Source organism: Streptosporangium amethystogenes, from assembly GCF_000721075.1.
Classification (GTDB): Bacteria; Actinomycetota; Actinomycetes; order Streptosporangiales; family Streptosporangiaceae; genus Streptosporangium; species Streptosporangium amethystogenes.
Genome location: NZ_JOEQ01000024.1, coordinates 205,089 through 223,539 on the forward strand (window position 1 = coordinate 205,089; position 18,451 = coordinate 223,539).

The window sequence follows — 18,451 nt, forward strand, 5'->3', positions numbered from 1 at the left end:
CTCAAGCGCTGACCTCTTCCTCTTGCTCGGCGTCGAGCGCCTCGCGCTCAGCTTCCTGACGTTCGTAGGCGGTGACCAGGTTGCGGTAGCCCTCGCAGCGGACGAGCAGCTCGGCGTGGCCGCCCTGGTCGACGACCCGGCCGTGCTCCAGGTAGACGACCTCGTCGGCCAGCGCGATGGTGGCCATCCGGTAGGCGATGACGACCACCGTGGAGACCTGGGCCGCGTCCCTCAGCCCGTACAGGATCCTGGCCTCGACCTGTGGGTCGACGCTGGAGGTGGCGTCGTCCAGGACGAGCAGCCGGGGACGGCGCACCAGCGCGCGGGCCAGCGCGACCCGCTGGCGCTGGCCACCGGAGAGGCTGGTGCCGCGCTCACCGACCTGGGTGTCCAGCCCCGAGGGAAGGGCGCTGACGAACCCCTCGGCCTGGGCCAGGCGCAGCGCCGCCCAGACGTCCTCGTCGCCGACCGGCAGGCCGAGGGTGACGTTGCCTCGTACGGTGTCGTCGAACAGGAACGTCTGCTGTGGCACCAACGCCACCGCGTCGCTGACCCCGCCCCTGGTGACCTCGCGCAGGTCCGTGCCGTCCAGCAGGACGGCGCCGCGCGCCGGATCGACCAGGCGGACGAAGGTCTGGGCGAGCGTGGACTTGCCGGACCCGGTGGGGCCGACCAGGGCGACGGTGCGGCCGGGGGCGACCTTCAGGCTCACGTCGTGCAGGACGGGGAAGTCACCGTCACCGTAGGCGTAGCCGAGGTCGCGGACCTCCAGCCTGGCGGGGGCGGCACCGGTCAGCTCGACGGCGCCGTGCTCCATGGAGCCGGTCGCGTCGAGCACCGCCCTGATCCGCTGGTAGCCGACGACGGCCCGGGGCAGCTCGGCGAGCACCCAGCCCAGCGCGCGGATCGGGAAGGCCAGCAGGGTGAACAGGTAGGCGACCTGGACGAGCACGCCGGAGCCGATCGCGCCGCTCTCCAGCCGCATCGCGCCGATCAGCAGCACGGCGAGCACGCCCAGGGTGGGCAGCGCCTCAAGCACCGGGTCGAACAGGCCGCGGACCCGGCCGACGGCGATGTTGGCGTCGCGCAGCTCATTGGCCTTGGCCAGGAACCTGGCGGTCTCCTCGTCCTCGCGGCCGAGGGTCTTGACGACCAGGGCTCCGTCGAAGCTCTCGTGGGCGATCTCGCTGACCTCGGCGCGCAGCTGCTGGGCGCGGGTGGCCAGCGGGTTGAGCCTGCGCTGGTAGACCAGGTTGAGCACGGCGATGGCGGGAAAGACCAGGAAACCGACGAGAGCGAGGATCGGGTCGGTGATCACCATTGCGACGGCCGCGGTGACCAGCATCACCACGACGCCGACCGCCATCGGCAGCGGCGCGAGCGGCGCCCAGGCGGCCTCGACGTCGGAACCGGCGTTCGACAGCAGCTGCCCGGTCGGGTGCCGGTGGTGCCAGGCCAGCGGGAGCCTCAGGTACTGGCGGGTGACGTCCCGCCGGGAGCGGGCCTGCATCCGGTACTGCATGACCCCGGCGAAGTACCGCCGTCCCGCCACGCCCAGCGCCTTGAGCAGGGAGACCCCGAGGATGAGGAGCGCGCCGAAAGCCAGCGCGCCGGTCGTGATCCGCCCGTTCTCGAAGGCGGGCAGCACGACGTGGTCGGTCGCCCAGCCGAGCGCCCACGCCGCGGCGACGGTCATCAGGCCGTACAGGGCGCTGGACAGCACCGCGGCAGCGAAGATCGACTTCTCAGCCCGGATCGCCACCCCGAGGACACCGAGCCCCTGTCGCATGACTGCGCCTGTCACCTTGCTCGCCACGCGGAAGGTGTCCTTTCGATGGGAAACATTGCTACCTGAATCCCAATCACCTTGGATCATGCGGTTATTCCCGAACCACCTCCGACAAGATCGCAGCCACACCTCTGATTGCTCGCACAACGACCTTGTTAGGATCACCAGATGAATCACGCCCGCGCCGAACGCGCCGCGCTCAGCGACCTGTTCGCCCAGCTCGGCCCGGATGCCCCTACGCTCTGCGAGGGCTGGACCACCTTCGACCTCGCCGCCCACCTCGTCCTGCGCGAGCGTCGCGCCGACGCGCTCGCAGGCATCCTCCTCAAGCCACTGGCCGGATACACCGACAGGGTGCAGGAGTCGTTGAAGACCAGGAAGGGCTACCCGGGGCTCGTCGAGCTCGTGCGCTCGGGCCCGTCCGGGCCCTACCGCCTTCCCGGCCTCGACCAGACCGTCAACACCGCGGAGTTCTTCATCCACCACGAGGACGTGCGGCGCGCACAGCGGATCTGGGAGCCGCGCGAGCTGCCCGCCGACCTTGAGGAGAGGTTCTGGAAGCAGATCCGCGCCGGCATCCGGGTGTTCCTCCGCCGCTCCCCGGTCCGGGTGGTCCTGCACCGCATCGGCGGGGGCGTCGCCATCGGCGGCCCCAGACACGCTCCGCAGCAGGTCGAGGTGACCGGCCGAGCCGGGGAACTGCTGCTGTTCTGCTTCGGCCGCCAGGCCCACGCCAAGGTCGACGTCAGCGGCGACGACGAGGCGGTCGCCAGGCTGATGGACGCCCCCCTGGGCGTCTGAGCCGGACCGGCGGCGGCACGGGGCCGCCGCCTCCCTGGCCGTACGGGCCCGATCAGCCCACGTTCCGGCGCGGGGCCTTCGGCGGGAGCGGGAGGAACCCGCTGGTGCGGCGGACGTAGTCGGCGTAGCCCGGCCGAGAGCGCGACAGCTGACTCTCCAGCAGCGGCTTGCCGGTCTTGGCCACCAGGAAGTACGTCATGAGCACCGGGGAGAGCACCGTCAGGACACCGGGCCACTGGTCGGCGGCGACGAGGAACAGCCCCCACCACACGCAGGCGTCGCCGAAGTAGTTGGGGTGACGGGTGTAGCGCCACAGCCCGGTGTCCAGCACCTTGCCCCTGCTGCCCGGGTCCGCGCGGAAGCGGGCGAGTTGCCGATCGCCGACCGCCTCGAAGACGAACCCCACCAGCCAGACGACCACCCCCGCCCAGGCGATTCGGCCCGGCGGCTCGGTGCCGAACATGGCCACCTGGACCGGAAGCGAGACGAACAGCAGGGTGGCGCCCTGGATGAGGTAGACCACGCGGACCGCGTACCAGGTCCGGCTGCCGGGCGCGCGGGCGAGCATCCGCTCGTAGCGGGGATCCTCGCCCTCGCCGACGTTGCGCCGCCCGATGTGCACCGCCAGCCGGACCCCCCAGATCGCGGTGAGCGCCAGCGCCAGCAGCCGCCGCAGCGGATCCCCGTCCGACAGCAGGTAGCAGACCAGGGCGACGAGCGTGAACCCGAGCCCCCAGGCCACGTCGATCACCGAGTGCCGGCCCACCCGCAGTGCCACGGCCAGGGTCAGCGCCAGCAGTACCGCGACGGCGGCGGCCGAGGCCGCCAGGGACCACCAGAACATCACGATTCCCTCCCTAGAGTGAGCTGCCAGACATCCAGGTAGCGCGACCGGAAACCCGCCTCCGAGTAGGCGAGGTAGAGCGTCCACATCCGGTGGAAGACCTCGTCGAAGCCGAGCGCGCCGATGGTGTGGACGCGCTCCAGGTAGCGCTCGCGCCAGAGCCGCAGCGTCTCGGCGTAGTCCTCGCGCAACGAGAGGCGATCCAGCACGCGCAGCCCCCCGAGGTTCTCCTCGACCGCTCGCACCGAGGGCAGCATGCCGCCGGGGAAGATGTACTTCTGCACCCAGGTGTGGGTGTCGAGGGTGGCCAGCATCCGGTCATGCGGCATGGTGATCGCCTGGATCGCGATCCGGCCGCCGGGGGCCAGTAGCTCCTCCAGCGTGCGGAAGTAGACGGGCCAGTAGCGGGCGCCGACCGCCTCGATCATCTCGACACTGACGATCGCGTCGTAGCTCCCGTCCACCTCGCGGTAGTCGGCCAGCAGGATCTCCACCCGGTCCGACAGCCCCGCCTCCGCGACCCGCGCACCGGCCAGCGCCCATTGCTCCTGCGAGAGCGTGACGGTGGTGACGGCCGCGCCACGCGAGGCGGCGCGCAGCGCGAGCTCGCCCCAGCCGGTGCCGATCTCCAGCAGCCGGGTGCCGGGACCGACCCGCGCCTGGTCGAGCAATCTGTCGATCTTGGCCCGCTGGGCGCCGGCGAGCGTCTGCCACGACGCGGGCCCGTCGAACAGGGCGGCCGAGTAGGTCATGGTCTCGTCCAGGAACTCGGCGAACAGCTCGTTGGACAGGTCGTAGTGGCGACGCACGTTACGCCGGGTGTCCGCCTCGGCGCCACGCTGGTCGCCGGGCACCCGGCGCACGGCCAGCCGCCGTAGCCGCTGCAGCGCCGGCGGTACCAGCGTGGTCAGCCGCCCGGCCAGCACCGTGAGCACCCCGGGCAGGTCGTCGGCCTCCCAGTCGCCCGCCATGTACGCCTCGCCGAAGCCGATCAGTCCCGAGGCGCCGACCCTGCGGTGGAAGTCGGCGGGGCGGCGCAGGCGCATCACCGGGCCGCCGGTGCCGAGCCGCTCCCCACCGGGCAGTTCGACGGTCAGGGGCAGCCGTCGTACGGCGCTCAGGAAGAGCAACCGGGCGATCGCGCCGCGCGGACGCGAGGTGGGAACCGTGCGGATGTCTGGCCAGAACACGGGGGCGTGTCCGGTCGTCGCGGTCATCTGGACCCTCCCGAGGGAATTGGTTTGAGGCCGCGCAGGTACAGGGAGATGCCCTGGCGGCGGATCCTGGCGCTGCCCGCCAGGGGGGCCATCGGGTATCTGGCGGCCAGCCGGTAGAGCCAGGCCGCGGTCGCCGGGCGGCGGCGCCCGCGCAGCCCCGCCACGAAGGGCGGCTGACCCTCGCGGTGCAGCACGACGCTGAGCGCGAGCCGCTCACCGGGCTCGGGCAGGCTGAGCCGGTAGTGGCCGTCCACGCCGTTGAACGGCGAGACGCGGAACTCCTTGGCCACCTCGCTCTCGCCGGGGCGCAGCAGGTAGCGGTGGCGCCCGCCGTAGGTGTTGTGCACCTCGGCGACCACGGCGAGGCCGTCGGCGGTGTCACACCAGTAGACGGTCAGCGGGTTGAACACGTGGCCGAGCACCCGGGCGTGGGTGAGCATCCTGATCCGGCCCGCGACGATCCCGCACGCGGCCAGGAAGACCTCGACGTTCTCCCTGATGCTCAGCGCGGGGTCGCCGGCGTGGTCGCGCGCGTGGAACGCGGCCAGCAGGCGGTTGCGCGGCAGCCGGTCCAGGTCCACCAGCCACATGTAGGAGCGGTAGCCGAAGGTGTTGCGCACCGGTGCCGAGCGGGCGTGAGTGATCACGCACTCGTACAGCGCGGCCTCGTCCGGCGCGCTCACCAGCGCGCCCCGAGCGCCTCGGCCGCGCGCACGCCCGAGCGGCAGCCGTCCTCGTGGAAGCCCCAGCCGTGGTAGGCGCCCGCGTAGACGACCGTCCCGTCGTTGAGGCCGGGCAGCCGTTCCTGGGCGGCGACCGACTCGGGGGTGTGGACCGGGTGCTCGTAGACCATCCTGGCGATCACCCGCTCGTCGGGGATCTCGGTGCCCAGGCTCACCAGGTGCGCCTCGGGCGCGCCCAGCCGTTGCAGCCGGTTCATGTCGTAGGTGACCCGCACCCCGTCCGCACCCGCCGCGCACGAGTCCATCCGGTAGTTCCACGAGGCCCGCGCGCGCCGCGCCCCGGGCAGCACCGAGGCGTCGGTGTGCAGGGTCGCCGGGTTGCGGGAATAGGCGAACGCGCCCAGGATGTCGCGCTCGTCGGGGGTGGGGTCGGCCAGCAGGCGCAGTGCCTGGTCGGGGTGGGTGGCGACGACCGCCGCGTCGAAGTGGTGCACGGCGCCGTCGGCCTGGAACTCGACTCCCGCACCGGTGCGGCGCAGTGCCCGTACCGGAGTGGAGGTGTGCACGGCGGTGAGGGACTTGGCGATCCGCTCGACGTACTCGCGCGAGCCCCCGGTGACCGTACGCCACTTCGGGGAGCCCGAGACGCTGAGCATGCCGTGGTTGGCCAGGAAGGCGAACAGGTAGCGCGCCGGGTAGCGCCCGACGACGGACGGGGGGCACGACCAGACCGCCGACACCAGCGGGGTCACGAAGTGGGCGACGAGGTAGGGGGAGAAGCCCGCGACGAACTCCCCCAGCGTGCGGTCGTCGCCGCGCTCCAGCGCCGCGCGGGCCAGCCGGTGGAAGCGCGGCACCTCGGCGAGCATCCTCAGGTAGGCGGGGCGGGTCAGGCTGGAGACCGTGGCGAACAGGCCGGGCGCCTTCCTGCCGCCCGCGTACTCCAGGCCGCAGCCCCCGCACGAGACCGACATGCTCATGTCGGACGGCTGGGTCCGCACGCCCAGTTCGGCGAAGAGCCGGATGAGGTGGGGATAGGTCCGCTCGTTGTGCACGATGAACCCGCTGTCCACCGCCAGCGTGCGGCCGTCGCCCGACGGCACGTCGTGGGTGTGGGCGTGCCCGCCGATCCGCTCGTCGGCCTCGAACACCGTGACGTCGTCGCTCCGCTGCAGCACGTACGCCGCGGTCAGCCCGGCCACCCCGCTGCCCACGACGGCGACCCTGCGCCTCTCCATCAATGTCCTCTCATAACAGGGCAAATCACACCGTCAGTTGAGGCGATCCTGCGGTGGCTCACCGGAAGGCCGAGGGGCCGCCGAGCCGCTCGACGGTCTCGCGCGGGGCCGCCACCGGCGAGGTCTCCTCGCCGTTCCGGCCACGCGCCCGGAATCTCGACCGTGGGACCACGACGTCGTGTCCGCGCACGGCCCGCTCGAAGGGGATCATCCGCAGGACGGCGAGCACGCCCGCCGGGCAGGGGGAGCACCGTGCAGACAAATCGAGTCATACAGGGCCTCCCGGGTCGGTTCGCCCCTTTATTCGGAGCCCCGGGGCACCCGGATGCCACAGGCCACCAAGTTCCCCTGGTTTTTTCGGCAGGGGTTGCGCACACCGGTATCCGCGATCCCGCCGCCCGCCCCTAGCCCTACCGGTATACCTGGCTGTGAGGATTGGACAGGAGCGCCTCAGCCACCGCACGATGGCTGGTGTGACCTATGCCAAACTCGCGACCAGACCATGGTTTGCCCCTGTGGGATGGGTATGATCATCAAAATCCGGGAGCCACCCGGGCCGCAGATGCCAAAGATCGATAAAATTCGGGTATATACGGCTGGGATTGGAACTGCCAGGAGGCCCCCATGCAGGTCAAGAAGGTCCTCACCTACCTCGGGGTAGCGTTCGTGGTCTTCTATCTGTTCACCAAGCCCGCCGAGGCGGCGGGCGCGGTCAACGGAGTCTTCGACGGGATCGTGAGGGGAGCAGACCAGTTGGCTCTGTTCGTGACACGAGTACTTAGCTGACCGACCGGCGGGAACCCACCCGCCCCGAGCCATGTCATCCGCGCTCCCGGCCGATCCACGGGGGAGCGCCACACTCCCCCCGGCACCGAACCGCCGCACCGTCCGCTTCGCCGATCCCGAGAGCACATCACGAGGATCGTCGCAGGCCACCCCCCTGCCCGTGAGCCCCCGACGAAACCCCCACCCGCCGCCCAGAGCCGTGCGGCGAACGCCCTGACCCGATCATGGATGACCACGGGAAACATCACGGCACTCCCTTGATGATCTTTCCGGCACCTTGAGGGGAAGGTCCGTTTCTCGTACGGGGAGATCGTTCATGCGGGGCACTCGGGGTTTCTCCCTGGTCGGGTCGCTCATCGCCGGAGCCGTCACGTTCGGCCTACCGGCGACCTCACAGGTCGCCTTCGCGACCCCTACGTCCGTCCGGGCACCGTCCCCCGCCCCATCACCGGCCTCCACCTCGGCGTCCGGCTCCGAGGGCTCGGCAACGGCGGGGACGGCGGCCGGACGGCCCGTCGTACGGGGCGCCGCTCCCCTACCGCCCTCCGCCCACCCGTTCCTCGGCCACTTCGGCGCCCCCGTCGACCGGCCACTGAAGGGCCGGATCACCCTGGCCGACCCGACCGGCGCGCCGCTCGGCTTCAGGGTGGCCGACCCCACCCTGCTGCCCGCCGGGATCACGCTCGACGCCGACGGCCTGCTCGGCGGCGCCTCCCGGGTGCCCGGCGTCTGGACGGTCCCGGTCGAGGCGTGCACTCCCTCCGGCACCTGCGCCACCGGTGCGGTGACGATCACCATCACCTGCCGCTGCGCCCACCCGCTCCCCCCGGCCTCTTTCCCCTCGGCCTCTTTCCCCGCGGCCGACCCCGCGGCGCCGAACGCCCGGTAGTAGCGCGGTTCCACCACAAAACATGCTGGATCTCCACGAACCGATTCAGCGGAAACACCAAGGTGCTTCCGCTCCTCCCGGAGACGTGTTACGCAGACAGCGTGGGAGATCATCACAACGCCGGCGGGGCCGGCACGCTCGACGCCGCGACACGGCGCGTCATCGAACGTGTCACCGAACGCGTCAACACCGACGGCATCAAACTGATCCGCTTCCTGTACGCCGACCACGGCGGCGTGATCAGGGGTAAGGCCACCTCCCACTCCCTGCTGGCCGAACGGCTCCGTACCGGCATCGGGCACACCGTCGCGATGATGGCGATGAACATGCTCGACGAACTCCAGGACGTCAAGGGGCTCGGCCCGGTCGGCGAGGTCCGTCTTATCCCCGACCCGGCCACCTTCGTCCAGTTGCCCTACGCCCCGGGCTCGGCCGCCATGCTGTCGGACCTGCGCCAGGTCGACGGCTCCCCCTGGCCCGCCTGTCCGCGCACCTTCCTGCGCGAGGCGATGGCCGCCTTGGCCGACGAGGGCCGGATCCTCGTCGCCGCCTTCGAGCCCGAGTTCACCCTCGGCCGCCGCGAGCCCGACCCCGAGGGCGGCCTGGACCGCCTGGTCCCCGCCGACGACAGCCTCTGCTACTCGACGACCGGCTTCAACCAGGCCCACGACTATGCGACGACCCTGGTCCACGCCCTGGAGAGCCAGGGCCTGCTGGTGGAGCACTACCACCCGGAACTGGGCCACGGCCAGCAGGAGCTGTCGATCCGCCACGCCCCCGCCCTGCACGCCGCCGACAACCACCTGATCTACCGCGAGACCGTCAGGGGTGTCGCCACCCGCATGTCGATGTGGGCCTCCCTCGCCCCCAAACCCCTCGCCGACCAGGCGGGCAACGGCACCCACCTGCACCTGTCCCTCTGGGACCCCGCCCTGCGCACCAACATCTTCGCCGACCCCTCCGACCGGTACGGCCTGTCGGTCACGGCCTACCACTTCATCGGCGGCCTGATCGCCCACCTGCCCGCGCTCACCGCGCTGACCTGCGGTTCGGTGAACAGCTTCCGGCGTCTCACCCCGAGGGCATGGTCGAGCGCGTACGCCTGCTACGGAATGGACAACCGCGAGGCCGCGGTGCGCATCTGCTCCCCCACCGGCCAGGACGCCGCGGCGTCCACCAACCTGGAGCTGAAACCCTCCGACTCCTCGGCCAACCCCTACCTGTCGCTCGGCGCCGTCATCCACGCCGGCCTGGACGGCATCCGCCGCCGGCTCGACCCCGGCGCCCCCGTCAACGTCGACCCCGCCACCCTCCCCACCGGTCAGGTCCCCCGCCTGCCGGCCTCCCTGGACGAGGCCCTGGACGCCCTGGAGGCCGACGACGTCCTCATGCACGCCCTCGGCCCGCTGCGCGCCTCCGCCTACCTCGCCGTCAAACGCTCCGAGGCCCGCTCCTTCGCCGCCCACGACGCCGCCTACGAACTGTTCCACCACTTCCGGGTCTTCTGACCGCCTTCCCGAACCGAAACACCACCCGGCCCGGATGCCGTCAGAGCGTCCCCTCGTGACCCGGCAGGACCAGGCCGAAGAAGTCCTGCGCCGTGTAGCCGCCGATTCGCCGCGCCTTGCCGGTTCCGACGTTCAGCGCGTAGGCGGTGACGGTCACATAGGGCGGATCCGTCGTCGTGGCCGGGGCGTCATCCGCGTCGGGAAGCCGTTTGCCCGTGCACACCGGGTTGGGAATGGCGATGACGGTGATCTCCCTGGGGTTCAGCCAGGCGCGCAGGGAGACGTTGTGGGTCTTGGTGGGCAGGCCGCTCACCGTGACCTTCCGGCGCACCTTGCCGGTCCTCGCGTCCAGGTGTGCGAGGGCGCCCGTCAGGCACGGCTTGGAGTTGACGGTCATACGGTTCTCCAGTCCGACGACCGTTTCGCCGTCGGGAGCCAGCGCGCCGAACTTGTAGGCCCGCGGGAGGGTGACCGCGACCTGGTTTCCGGCCGTGGACGTCGTCCACAGGTGGGACATCATCTGCAGGCGGGACTTGGGCGAATACTCCGCCAGCATCACGGTGTCGCCGTCCTTGGAGATGCCGATGGGGTTCCCCCCGTTCGGCAGCGGCCGGGTCATCCGCTCGCGCATGTCGATCAGCATGGCCGGGTCCTTCAGGGGAGGACGCTTGGTGAACGCCAGGAAGCGGCCGTCGTCGGACATCAGCAGGTGGGAGACGGAGCCGAGCCACGCTGTGGGGATCTTGACAGGAGCCGCCGACTCGCCGCCGCTGTCCAGCTCACGGACCTTGAAGGTGCCCTCCTTGACGGCGTAGTAGGCGATCCTGCGCCCGTCCTGGCTGATCGCCAGCGGGCTGCTGAAGCCGGTCAGCGCGTCGGGAACGTGGTAGGTCCTCCCCGCGCGGGTGACCACCCGCCAGGCGCCGTCCCTGCAGTCCGGCGGGGCCGTGCCTTCGGACGGGTTGCAGAAGGTCTTGTACGCGTGGCTCAGCGGGCCCACTCCCCGGTCCGGCAGATCGGCGACTCCGCCGGTCCCGGAGGAGTCCTGCCGTTCCGTGGGCAGCAGCCGCGCCCCGGCTGTCGCGCCGAGCACGATGACGGTGACCGTGACGGCCGCGACGAGTGCGGTGACGGTCCGGCGCCTGCGTTCGTGGATTCTGATCGTCCGCTCGGCCAGATCCACCCTCGGGGAGTCTTCGGCGATGTCGTCGAGCACCTGCCGCAGCCAGGTCATCGGTGTGCCTCCTGAGTATCGGCCTGATCTTCCAGTGCGGAGAACTTGGGGGCCAGTTCCGGCGCCAGGGCTCGTAAACGGTTCAGTGCCTGATGGGCCTGGCTCTTGACCGTGCCGACCGAACAGCCCATCAGCTCGGCGGTCTCACGTTCGGTGCGGTCCTCGTAGAAACGCAGGACGATCACCGCGCGCTGTTTCGGGGGCAGTCGCAGGAGCGCCTGGCGCACGACGATCCGGATGACCGTGGAGTCCTCGCTCGAATAGGCCACCTCGGGCGGGTCGGCCCGCGGAAGTTCGTTCCCGCTCCGGCGCCGCAGCCATGAGATGTACTGGTTCACCAGCGCTTTCCGCGCGTACGCCTCAGGCCTGTCAAGGCTCAGCACCTTCGACCAACGCCTGATGATCTTAATCAGGACACTCTGCAGCAGGTCCTCGGCAAGATGCGCGTCTCCGGTGAGCAGGTACGCCGTGCGCATCAACGACTGCTGGTGAGCGTCCACGAATTCACGGAAGCTGTCATTGCGATCCAATATTTCTCCTCCCGACTGGTACAAACGCCGACGAGGAGCAGGAAGGTTGGGTGGCAGACCCGAATTAAACGACCTGCGCGAACCTGCGACCCAGGAGCCGGGAAACGCCAACGAACCACTACAGGGCCTTGGCCGCGCTCTCGATCGCGCGCCGGATGGGTTCGCACAGGTTGGAGGTGAGCAGCTCCCGCAGCCGCTCCGGGTCGTCGACGATCGCGGGGTCGGACTCCGGCGCGGCGACGGCGAGCATGAGGAACCCCGGCGTGCAGAAACCGCACTGCAGCGCGTGTTCGGCGGAGAACGCCCGCTGCAGCGAATGCGGCTCACCGTCGCGGCCCGCCGACGGAGGCGGGCCGGTGTTACGGGCGGCGTACCAGAAGGCGCAACCCCAGGCGCCCGAGCAGGCCGGAGGCCTGAACGACCAGACCCCCGCCACGACGGCCGCCCGGAACACCGGACCGCCGCAGCGTGAACCACGCCGACCGGCAAGGCGAAACAGACCCGGCCAGTCAACCGAACGACGTCAGCGGACGGGGTGCCCCGCCGCCCGCAAAGCGTCCTTCACATCACCGATCTTCAACTGCCCGAAGTGGAACACCGACGCCGCCAGCACGGCGTCCGCCCCCGCCTCCACCGCCGGAGGGAAATCGGCCACCGAACCCGCACCACCACTGGCGATCACCGGAACCGACACCACGGCCCGTACCGCCCGGATCATCTCCAGGTCGTAGCCGTCCCGGGTCCCGTCACCGTCCATCGAGTTGAGCAGGATCTCCCCCGCCCCCAGTTCGGCGCCCCGCCGGGCCCACTCCACCGCGTCGATCCCGGTCCCCCGGCGACCGCCGTGCGTGGTCACCTCGAAACCGGACGGCGTCGGCGGCCCGTCGACGACCCGGCGGGCGTCCACCGAGAGCACGATGCACTGCGCCCCGTACCGCCGCGCCGCCTCGGTCAGCAGCTCGGGCCTGGCGATCGCCGCGGTGTTCAGCCCCACCTTGTCCGCGCCCGCCCGCAGCAGCCTGTCGACATCCTCGACCGAGCGCACTCCCCCGCCCACGGTCAGCGGGATGAACACCTGCTCGGCCGTCCGGCTGACCACGTCGTACATCGTCGACCGGTCGGAGCTGGAGGCCGTGATGTCAAGGAACGTCAGCTCGTCGGCCCCCTCCGCGTCATAGCGGCGGGCCAGCTCGACCGGGTCTCCGGCATCACGCAGGTTCTCGAAGTTGACACCCTTGACCACCCGCCCGGCGTCCACGTCCAGGCAGGGAATCACTCGTACCGCGACACTCATCGACGACTCCTCACGAACGGACGGCGGCGAGGGCGTCTTCGAGGGTGAAGGCCTGCGCGTACAGCGCCTTGCCCACGATGGCCCCCTCGACGCCGATCGGGACCAGCGCGGCCAGCGCGCGCAGGTCCTCCAGGGACGAGACCCCGCCACTGGCGACCACCGGCTTGTCGGTGCGGGAGCAGACCTCGCGGAGCAGGTCCAGGTTGGGACCGCGCAGCGTGCCGTCCTTCGTGACGTCGGTGACGACGTAGCGGGAGCAGCCGTCCTTCTCCAGCCGGGCCAGCACCTCCCACAGGTCACCGCCCTCCTGGGTCCAGCCCCGGGCGGCCAGGGTGGTCCCCCGGACATCGAGACCGATCGCGACCCGGTCACCGTACTCAGAGATGATCTTTGAGCACCAGGCGGGGTTCTCCAGCGCCGCGGTACCGATGTTCACCCGGCGGCAGCCGGTGGCCAGCGCGAGCTCCAGGGAGACGTCGTCACGGATGCCCCCGGACAGCTCCACCTTCACATCCAGCGCGCCGACCACCGTGGCGAGCAACTCGCGGTTGCTGCCCCGGCCGAAGGCCGCGTCGAGGTCGACCAGGTGGATCCACTCGGCGCCGGCCTCCTGCCAGGCGAGCGCCGCGGACAGGGGGTCGCCGTACGACGTCTCGGTGCCGGCCGCGCCCTGGACCAGGCGGACCGCCTGACCGTCGGCGACGTCCACGGCGGGGAGCAGCTCAAGCGACATCTGTTCAAGACCTCCGGTCGAAGACAAGGGTGAGAAAAAGCGGAACGAACAGCAAGGAAAGCACGAGCACGCCGAACCGCGCCGCCCAGGAGGACCACAGCAGCCAGACGATCACCTGCACGATCAGGAACAGCACCGCCGCGACGCCGTTCTGCGCCCGGCGGCGGCGGGCCTTGATGCCCCCCTGGGAGACGATCCGGACGGGCCTGCCCGGCAGCAACGCGGTCACCTTGCCGACGCGCTCGCGCCGCCGCGCCAGCCGCGCCTCCCGCTCGGCGCGCAGCGCGGCCAAGCGCGCCTGCTCGGCCTCCCGCTCGGCCCTGCGCCGGGCCCGTTCCCTACTCATCAAAGGCCCATCAAAAACTCACCCGACGGTCCCGAGCCAGTTGGTGAGCAACTGCGCTCCGGCGTCGCCCGACTTCTCCGGATGGAACTGGGTGGCCATCAGCGGTCCGTTCTCCACCGCCGCGACGAACGGCACCCCGTGCTCGGCCCAGGTGACCAGCGGGTCGGCGAACCCGGGTCCCGGCTGGAGCTCCCAGGTTCGCACCCCGTACGAGTGCACGAAGTAGAAGCGGCTGTCCGCGTCGAGCCCGGCGAACAGCACGGTGCCGGCAGGCGCCTTGACGGTGTTCCAGCCCATGTGCGGCAGGACCGGCGCCTCCAGGGACTCCACCGTGCCCGGCCACTCCCCGCAGCCCTCGGTCGTGACACCGTGCTCGACGCCCGTCTCGAAGAGGATCTGCATGCCGACGCAGATGCCCAGCACCGGCCGCCCGGCCGCCAGGCGCCGCGCGATGATCCGCTCACCTCGCACCGCGCGCAGCCCGGCCATGCACGCGGCGAACGCCCCCACGCCGGGGACGAGGAGCCCGTCGGACTCCATCGCCGCCTCGTAGTCGGCGGTCACCGTGACCTCCGCGCCGACCCGGGCCAGCGCGCGCTCCGCCGAACGGAGGTTGCCCGAGCCGTAGTCGAGAACGGTTACCTTCTTCACCACCAGAGCACCGCCGCCGTGGTCGCCAGGGCCGCGAGGGCGGTGAGCAGCACCGCGCCCTTCTTCAAACCCTGTTTGAGGAATGAGACGATCCCACCCACCAGGAAAAGCGCGACGAAGGCCATCACCATGGCCGACCAGTTGTCACTCACGGTCGCGTCCCCCTCCCGTCGGGAAGAATCACAGCACGCCCTTCGTGCTCGGCACCCCGGTGGCACGCGGGTCACGCTCGGATGCCGCCCGCAGCGCCCTGGCCAGGGCCTTGAACTGCGCCTCCACGATGTGGTGGGCGTTGCGGCCGTAGGGCACGCGCACGTGCAGGCAGATCGCGGCCTGGGCGACGAACGACTCCAGGATGTGCCTGGTCATCGTCGTGTCGTACTCCGGACCGATCATCGGAGCCATGCCCTCGGGCTCGCTGTGCACCAGGTACGGCCGCCCTGACAGGTCGACCGTGACCTCCGCCAGCGACTCGTCCAGCGGGCAGGAGGCGTTGCCGAACCTCCGCAGGCCCGACTTGTCGCCCAGAGCCTCACGGAACGCGGCGCCCAGCGCGAGCGAGGTGTCCTCGATCGTGTGGTGGGCGTCGATGTGCAGGTCACCCTCGGTCTTCACGACCAGGTCGAACAGCCCGTGCTTGCCGAGCTGGTTCAGCATGTGGTCGAAGAACCCGACACCGGTGGACACCTCGACGTTCCCGGTGCCGTCGAGGTCGACCTCGACCAGCACCGAGGTCTCCTTGGTGACGCGCTCGACGCGACCGCGACGCGGTGCGGCCTCGCCGCCGGCAGTGATGCTCACAGGATCTCCTCCAGGGCGGCGCGGAACGCCGCCATCTCCTCGGTCGTTCCGATGGACACTCTCAGCCACCCGGGCGGTCCCACCTCGCGGATCAACACCCCGCGATCCAGCAGGCCCTGCCACACCGCGCGCCGGTCCGGAAACAGCCCGAACAACACGAAGTTGGCGTCCGAGTCGGCGACCTTCAGCCCCCGGGCGCGCAACCAGTCCACGATCGCGTCGCGCTCGGCCCGCAGCGCGTCGACCGCGCCGAGCAGCTCGGCGCGGTGGGCGAGCGCGACGCGCGCCGCCGTCTGGGTGAGCGTGGACAGGTGGTAGGGCAGGCGGACCAGAAGCAACGCCTCGACCACCGCCGGATGGGCGGCCAGGTAACCGAGCCGGGTGCCGGCCATGGCGAACGCCTTGGACATCGTCCGCGTGACGATCAGCCGGGGATTGTCCGGCAGCAGGGTCAGCGCCGACGGGGTGCCGGTACGGGCGAACTCGAAGTAGGCCTCGTCCACCACCACCATGCCCGGCGCCGCCTCGACGATCCGGGCGATCACCTCCGGGCCCAGGGCGGTACCGGTCGGGTTGTTGGGCGAGGTCAGGAAGACGACGTCGGGCCGGTGCTCCTCGATCGCGGCGACCGCCTTGCCCGGGTCGATCCCGAAGTCGTCCTCACGCGCCCCGGAGATCCACTCGGTCGAGGCACCGGTGGTGATGATCGGGTGCATCGAGTAGGACGGCTCGAAACCCATCGCGGCGCGGCCGTGACCGCCGAAGGCCTGCAGGATCTGCTGGAGCACCTCGTTGGAGCCGTTGGCGGCCCAGACCTGCTCCGCGGCGAGGCCGTGACCGAGGTAGGCGGCCAGCTCCCGGCGCAGGTCGAGCGCGTCGCGGTCGGGGTAGCGGTTGAGGTCGGCGGTGACGCCCCGTACGGCCTCGGCCAGCTCGGCGACCAGCGAGGCCGAGGGCCCGTAGGGGTTCTCGTTGGTGTTCAGCCTGACCGGAACGTCGATCTGGGGGGCACCGTACGGCGTGCGCCCCCGGAGATCGTCTCGGATCGGCAGGTCTTCGAGCTTCACGACGGGATCTCCACCTCGAACCGGAAAGGGCAGGGCACTCACGAGGGCACCTCCCAGGCGAACCGCGCCCTGATCGCCGCACCGTGCGCCGGCAGGTCCTCGGTGTCGGCCAGCACGCACACGTGGGCGGCGGCACCGGCCAGCGCCTCGCGGCTGTAGTCGACGACGTGCACCCCGCGCAGGAACGTCTGCACCGACAGCCCCGACGAGTGGCAGGCGCAGCCGCCGGTGGGCAGCACATGGTTGGAACCGGCCATGTAGTCGCCCAGCGAGACCGGCGCGTACGCCCCGACGAAGATCGCCCCGGCGTTGCGGACCCGGGCGGCCAGCGCGGACGCCTCCGCGGCGTGGATCTCCAGGTGCTCGGCGGCGTAGGCGTCGACGACGCGCAGCCCCGCCTCCATGTCGTCGACCAGCAGGATGCCGGACTGGCGCCCGGAGAGCGCCTCGGTGATCCGCTCGGTGTGCTTGGTGGCGGCGACCTGCCGGGGCAGCTCCCGCTCGACGGCCTCGGCCAGCTCCACCGAGTCGGTGACGAGCACGGCGGCGGCGATCGTGTCGTGCTCGGCCTGGCTGATCAGGTCGGCGGCCACGTGCACCGGGTTGGCCGTGGAGTCGGCGAGGATCGCGATCTCGGTCGGACCCGCCTCGGAGTCGATGCCGATACGGCCCTTGAGCAGGCGCTTGGCCGCGGCGACCCAGATGTTGCCGGGGCCGGTGACCATGGTGACCGGCGGGCACTCCTCGGTGCCGTAGGCGAACATCGCCACCGCCTGGGCGCCGCCGACCGCGTAGACCTCGTCCACACCGAGCAGCGCGCACGCCGCCAGGATGGCCGGGTGCGGCCATCCGCCGAACTCGCGCTGCGCGGGCGAGGAGACCGCCAGGGAGGCCACCCCCGCCTCCTGGGCGGGGACGACGTTCATGACCACGCTGGAGGGGTAGACCGCCCGGCCGCCGGGGACGTACAGCCCCACCCGGTCGACGGGCACCCAGCGCTCGGTGACGGTGCCGCCCGGCACGACCTGGGTGGTGACGTCGGTGCGCCGCTGGTCACGGTGGACGAGGCGGGCGCGGCGGATCGACTCCTCCAGGGCCGCCCTGACCTTCGGGTCGAGCCCCTCCAGCGCCCCGGAGATCGCCTCGGCCGGCACCCGGGTGGACTCCAGCTCGACACCGTCGAACCTGGCGGTCAGCTCCCGCACCGCGGCGACCCCACGATGATGCACGTCGTCGCAGATGGGCCGCACCTTCTCCAGGGCGGCTTCGACGTCGAGGTCGGCGCGGGGCAGCACGTCGCGAAGGTCCTCGGGAAGAGGGCCTCGCAGATCGGTACGCGAAATCACCCGTTCAGTCTACGGAGGTCCGCCACCCGGTATCGTCGCGTCCATTATCCGGACAGCGCCTTTACTATGTAGATTTTAACCAGCCGCTACTCTTCCTCCGTGAGCAAGAGCAAGAGCAAGGGCGGTCAGGGAACCCCCGCGACCGTGGCCCTGACCCAGGCGGGAGCCGACTTCACCCTGCACCCCTACGAGCACGACGCGAACGCGCAGGCCTACGGCGAGGAGGCGGCAGACGCCCTCGGCGTGCCGTACGGGCAGATCTTCAAGACCCTGGTGGCCGAGGTGGAGGGCGGTCTGGCCGTCGCGGTGGTGCCGGTGGCGGGCAAACTCGATCTCAAGGCGTTCGCGGCGGCGCTGCGGAGCAAGCGGGCCGCGATGGCCGACGCGGCCAAGGTGGAGCGGGTGACCGGCTACGTGGTCGGCGGCATCAGCCCGCTGGGACAGCGCAAGCGGCTGCCGACCGTGGTCGACGCCTCCGCGCTGGACTTTCCGACGATCTACTTCTCCGCCGGCCGGCGCGGGCTGCAGATCGAGACCTCCCCCTCGGAGCTGGTGCGCCTCACCGGGGCCGTCACCGCGCCCATCGGCAAGAGCGGCTAGTGCCGTGACCGCATAGGTTCACCGGGTTGAAGTCGAACTGGTCCTCGTCGCCCGTGTGCCCCTGGCAGGATCTTGCCCATGTTCGAAGAGAAGC

Annotated in this window: 22 protein-coding genes; 5 read left to right on the top strand and 17 right to left on the bottom strand. The window is 71.0% G+C overall.

All coding sequences use genetic code 11. The annotated features are described in order from the left end of the window. Position 1: 1 nt before the first annotated feature. Positions 2-1,789, bottom strand: coding sequence for an ABC transporter ATP-binding protein (locus IG98_RS0129635; RefSeq protein ID WP_051753150.1), 1,788 nt, complete (start codon positions 1,787-1,789; stop codon positions 2-4). Between the two features lie 168 nt (positions 1,790-1,957). Between IG98_RS0129635 and IG98_RS0129640 the strand changes: the two genes are divergently transcribed. Further along, complete coding sequence (locus tag IG98_RS0129640) at positions 1,958-2,590, top strand: TIGR03085 family metal-binding protein (RefSeq protein ID WP_030919446.1); 633 nt, start codon at positions 1,958-1,960, stop codon at positions 2,588-2,590. Positions 2,591-2,642: 52 nt separating this feature from the next. Here IG98_RS0129640 and IG98_RS0129645 read toward each other — a convergent pair whose 3' ends face one another. Genes IG98_RS0129645 through IG98_RS50940 form a run of 5 tightly spaced genes read right to left on the bottom strand, consistent with a single transcriptional unit; the run spans position 2,643 to position 6,834 of the window. Then, positions 2,643-3,434, bottom strand: coding sequence for a DUF1295 domain-containing protein (locus IG98_RS0129645; protein WP_030919449.1), 792 nt, complete (start codon positions 3,432-3,434; stop codon positions 2,643-2,645). Next, positions 3,434-4,651 carry an SAM-dependent methyltransferase gene (locus tag IG98_RS0129650; protein WP_030919452.1) on the bottom strand — a complete coding sequence of 406 codons (1,218 nt, stop codon included), beginning with the start codon at positions 4,649-4,651 and terminating at the stop codon, positions 3,434-3,436. Before IG98_RS0129650 ends, IG98_RS0129645 begins: the two co-directional genes overlap by 1 nt. Next, positions 4,648-5,334 carry a DUF1365 domain-containing protein gene (locus tag IG98_RS0129655; protein ID WP_030919456.1) on the bottom strand — a complete coding sequence of 229 codons (687 nt, stop codon included), beginning with the start codon at positions 5,332-5,334 and terminating at the stop codon, positions 4,648-4,650. The genes IG98_RS0129650 and IG98_RS0129655 overlap by 4 nt, the downstream gene beginning before the upstream one ends. Beyond that, a complete protein-coding gene (locus tag IG98_RS0129660) occupies positions 5,331-6,572 on the bottom strand; it encodes an NAD(P)/FAD-dependent oxidoreductase (protein ID WP_030919459.1) in 1,242 nt (413 codons plus the stop codon). The genes IG98_RS0129655 and IG98_RS0129660 overlap by 4 nt, the downstream gene beginning before the upstream one ends. 58 nt (positions 6,573-6,630) lie before the next feature. Then, a complete protein-coding gene (locus tag IG98_RS50940) occupies positions 6,631-6,834 on the bottom strand; it encodes a hypothetical protein (RefSeq protein WP_157594592.1) in 204 nt (67 codons plus the stop codon). Positions 6,835-7,196: 362 nt separating this feature from the next. Here IG98_RS50940 and IG98_RS52040 point away from each other — a divergent pair, with 362 nt between their 5' ends. The 3 genes from IG98_RS52040 to IG98_RS0129680 all read left to right on the top strand — a co-directional run bounded on the left by IG98_RS52040 (position 7,197) and on the right by IG98_RS0129680 (position 9,755). Next, the gene (locus IG98_RS52040; RefSeq protein ID WP_169750203.1) at positions 7,197-7,358 is read left to right on the top strand and encodes a hypothetical protein; all 162 of its coding nucleotides are present in this window, start codon (positions 7,197-7,199) and stop codon (positions 7,356-7,358) included. 316 nt (positions 7,359-7,674) lie between these two features. Next, complete coding sequence (locus IG98_RS0129675) at positions 7,675-8,247, top strand: hypothetical protein (protein WP_030919462.1); 573 nt, start codon at positions 7,675-7,677, stop codon at positions 8,245-8,247. Between the two features lie 101 nt (positions 8,248-8,348). Continuing rightward, positions 8,349-9,755 carry a glutamine synthetase family protein gene (locus IG98_RS0129680; RefSeq protein WP_030919465.1) on the top strand — a complete coding sequence of 469 codons (1,407 nt, stop codon included), beginning with the start codon at positions 8,349-8,351 and terminating at the stop codon, positions 9,753-9,755. Positions 9,756-9,795: 40 nt separating this feature from the next. Here IG98_RS0129680 and IG98_RS0129685 read toward each other — a convergent pair whose 3' ends face one another. The 11 genes from IG98_RS0129685 to hisD form a co-directional block, all read right to left on the bottom strand. Continuing rightward, complete coding sequence (locus tag IG98_RS0129685; RefSeq protein WP_030919468.1) at positions 9,796-10,989, bottom strand: TolB-like translocation protein; 1,194 nt, start codon at positions 10,987-10,989, stop codon at positions 9,796-9,798. Then, on the bottom strand, positions 10,986-11,519 hold the full coding sequence (locus tag IG98_RS0129690; protein WP_030919473.1) for a SigE family RNA polymerase sigma factor: 534 nt from the start codon (positions 11,517-11,519) through the stop codon (positions 10,986-10,988). The genes IG98_RS0129685 and IG98_RS0129690 overlap by 4 nt, the downstream gene beginning before the upstream one ends. Positions 11,520-11,637: 118 nt before the next feature. Continuing rightward, complete coding sequence (locus IG98_RS53645) at positions 11,638-11,973, bottom strand: 2Fe-2S iron-sulfur cluster-binding protein (protein WP_051753129.1); 336 nt, start codon at positions 11,971-11,973, stop codon at positions 11,638-11,640. A 69-nt stretch (positions 11,974-12,042) separates the two neighbouring features. Further along, the gene (hisF, locus tag IG98_RS0129700; protein ID WP_030919479.1) at positions 12,043-12,813 is read right to left on the bottom strand and encodes an imidazole glycerol phosphate synthase subunit HisF; all 771 of its coding nucleotides are present in this window, start codon (positions 12,811-12,813) and stop codon (positions 12,043-12,045) included. Between the two features lie 10 nt (positions 12,814-12,823). Next, the gene (gene priA / locus IG98_RS0129705; protein ID WP_030919482.1) at positions 12,824-13,546 is read right to left on the bottom strand and encodes a bifunctional 1-(5-phosphoribosyl)-5-((5-phosphoribosylamino)methylideneamino)imidazole-4-carboxamide isomerase/phosphoribosylanthranilate isomerase PriA; all 723 of its coding nucleotides are present in this window, start codon (positions 13,544-13,546) and stop codon (positions 12,824-12,826) included. Positions 13,547-13,550: 4 nt separating this feature from the next. Next, a complete protein-coding gene (locus IG98_RS0129710) occupies positions 13,551-13,892 on the bottom strand; it encodes a hypothetical protein (RefSeq protein WP_030919485.1) in 342 nt (113 codons plus the stop codon). An 18-nt stretch (positions 13,893-13,910) separates the two neighbouring features. After that, positions 13,911-14,546, bottom strand: coding sequence for an imidazole glycerol phosphate synthase subunit HisH (hisH, locus tag IG98_RS0129715; protein WP_037971573.1), 636 nt, complete (start codon positions 14,544-14,546; stop codon positions 13,911-13,913). Continuing rightward, on the bottom strand, positions 14,540-14,695 hold the full coding sequence (locus tag IG98_RS52045) for a hypothetical protein (protein WP_169750204.1): 156 nt from the start codon (positions 14,693-14,695) through the stop codon (positions 14,540-14,542). Before IG98_RS52045 ends, hisH begins: the two co-directional genes overlap by 7 nt. Before the next feature lie 28 nt (positions 14,696-14,723). After that, the gene (gene hisB / locus IG98_RS0129725; RefSeq protein ID WP_030919489.1) at positions 14,724-15,344 is read right to left on the bottom strand and encodes an imidazoleglycerol-phosphate dehydratase HisB; all 621 of its coding nucleotides are present in this window, start codon (positions 15,342-15,344) and stop codon (positions 14,724-14,726) included. Next, positions 15,341-16,411, bottom strand: a complete 1,071-nt coding sequence (locus tag IG98_RS0129730; protein WP_030919492.1) for a histidinol-phosphate transaminase — start codon at positions 16,409-16,411, stop codon at positions 15,341-15,343. Before IG98_RS0129730 ends, hisB begins: the two co-directional genes overlap by 4 nt. A 38-nt stretch (positions 16,412-16,449) precedes the next feature. Continuing rightward, on the bottom strand, positions 16,450-17,757 hold the full coding sequence (gene hisD, locus IG98_RS0129735) for a histidinol dehydrogenase (RefSeq protein ID WP_030919495.1): 1,308 nt from the start codon (positions 17,755-17,757) through the stop codon (positions 16,450-16,452). A 99-nt stretch (positions 17,758-17,856) separates the two neighbouring features. On the opposite strand from hisD, the gene ybaK reads away from it, so the two are divergent. Further along, positions 17,857-18,357 carry a Cys-tRNA(Pro) deacylase gene (gene ybaK / locus IG98_RS0129740; RefSeq protein ID WP_030919497.1) on the top strand — a complete coding sequence of 167 codons (501 nt, stop codon included), beginning with the start codon at positions 17,857-17,859 and terminating at the stop codon, positions 18,355-18,357. Positions 18,358-18,451 lie beyond the last annotated feature (94 nt).

What these genes read in the sequence shown, in the direction of transcription:
- IG98_RS0129635 (WP_051753150.1), bottom strand. Translation starts at nt 1,789, where the DNA reads ATGCGACAGGGGCTCGGTGTCCTCGGGGTGGCGATCCGGGCTGAGAAG.
- IG98_RS0129640 (WP_030919446.1), top strand. Translation starts at nt 1,958, where the DNA reads ATGAATCACGCCCGCGCCGAACGCGCCGCGCTCAGCGACCTGTTCGCC.
- IG98_RS0129645 (WP_030919449.1), bottom strand. Translation starts at nt 3,434, where the DNA reads ATGTTCTGGTGGTCCCTGGCGGCCTCGGCCGCCGCCGTCGCGGTACTG.
- IG98_RS0129650 (WP_030919452.1), bottom strand. Translation starts at nt 4,651, where the DNA reads ATGACCGCGACGACCGGACACGCCCCCGTGTTCTGGCCAGACATCCGC.
- IG98_RS0129660 (WP_030919459.1), bottom strand. Translation starts at nt 6,572, where the DNA reads ATGGAGAGGCGCAGGGTCGCCGTCGTGGGCAGCGGGGTGGCCGGGCTG.
- IG98_RS52040 (WP_169750203.1), top strand. Translation starts at nt 7,197, where the DNA reads ATGCAGGTCAAGAAGGTCCTCACCTACCTCGGGGTAGCGTTCGTGGTC.
- IG98_RS0129675 (WP_030919462.1), top strand. Translation starts at nt 7,675, where the DNA reads ATGCGGGGCACTCGGGGTTTCTCCCTGGTCGGGTCGCTCATCGCCGGA.
- IG98_RS0129685 (WP_030919468.1), bottom strand. Translation starts at nt 10,989, where the DNA reads ATGACCTGGCTGCGGCAGGTGCTCGACGACATCGCCGAAGACTCCCCG.
- hisF (WP_030919479.1), bottom strand. Translation starts at nt 12,813, where the DNA reads ATGAGTGTCGCGGTACGAGTGATTCCCTGCCTGGACGTGGACGCCGGG.
- priA (WP_030919482.1), bottom strand. Translation starts at nt 13,546, where the DNA reads ATGTCGCTTGAGCTGCTCCCCGCCGTGGACGTCGCCGACGGTCAGGCG.
- IG98_RS0129710 (WP_030919485.1), bottom strand. Translation starts at nt 13,892, where the DNA reads ATGAGTAGGGAACGGGCCCGGCGCAGGGCCGAGCGGGAGGCCGAGCAG.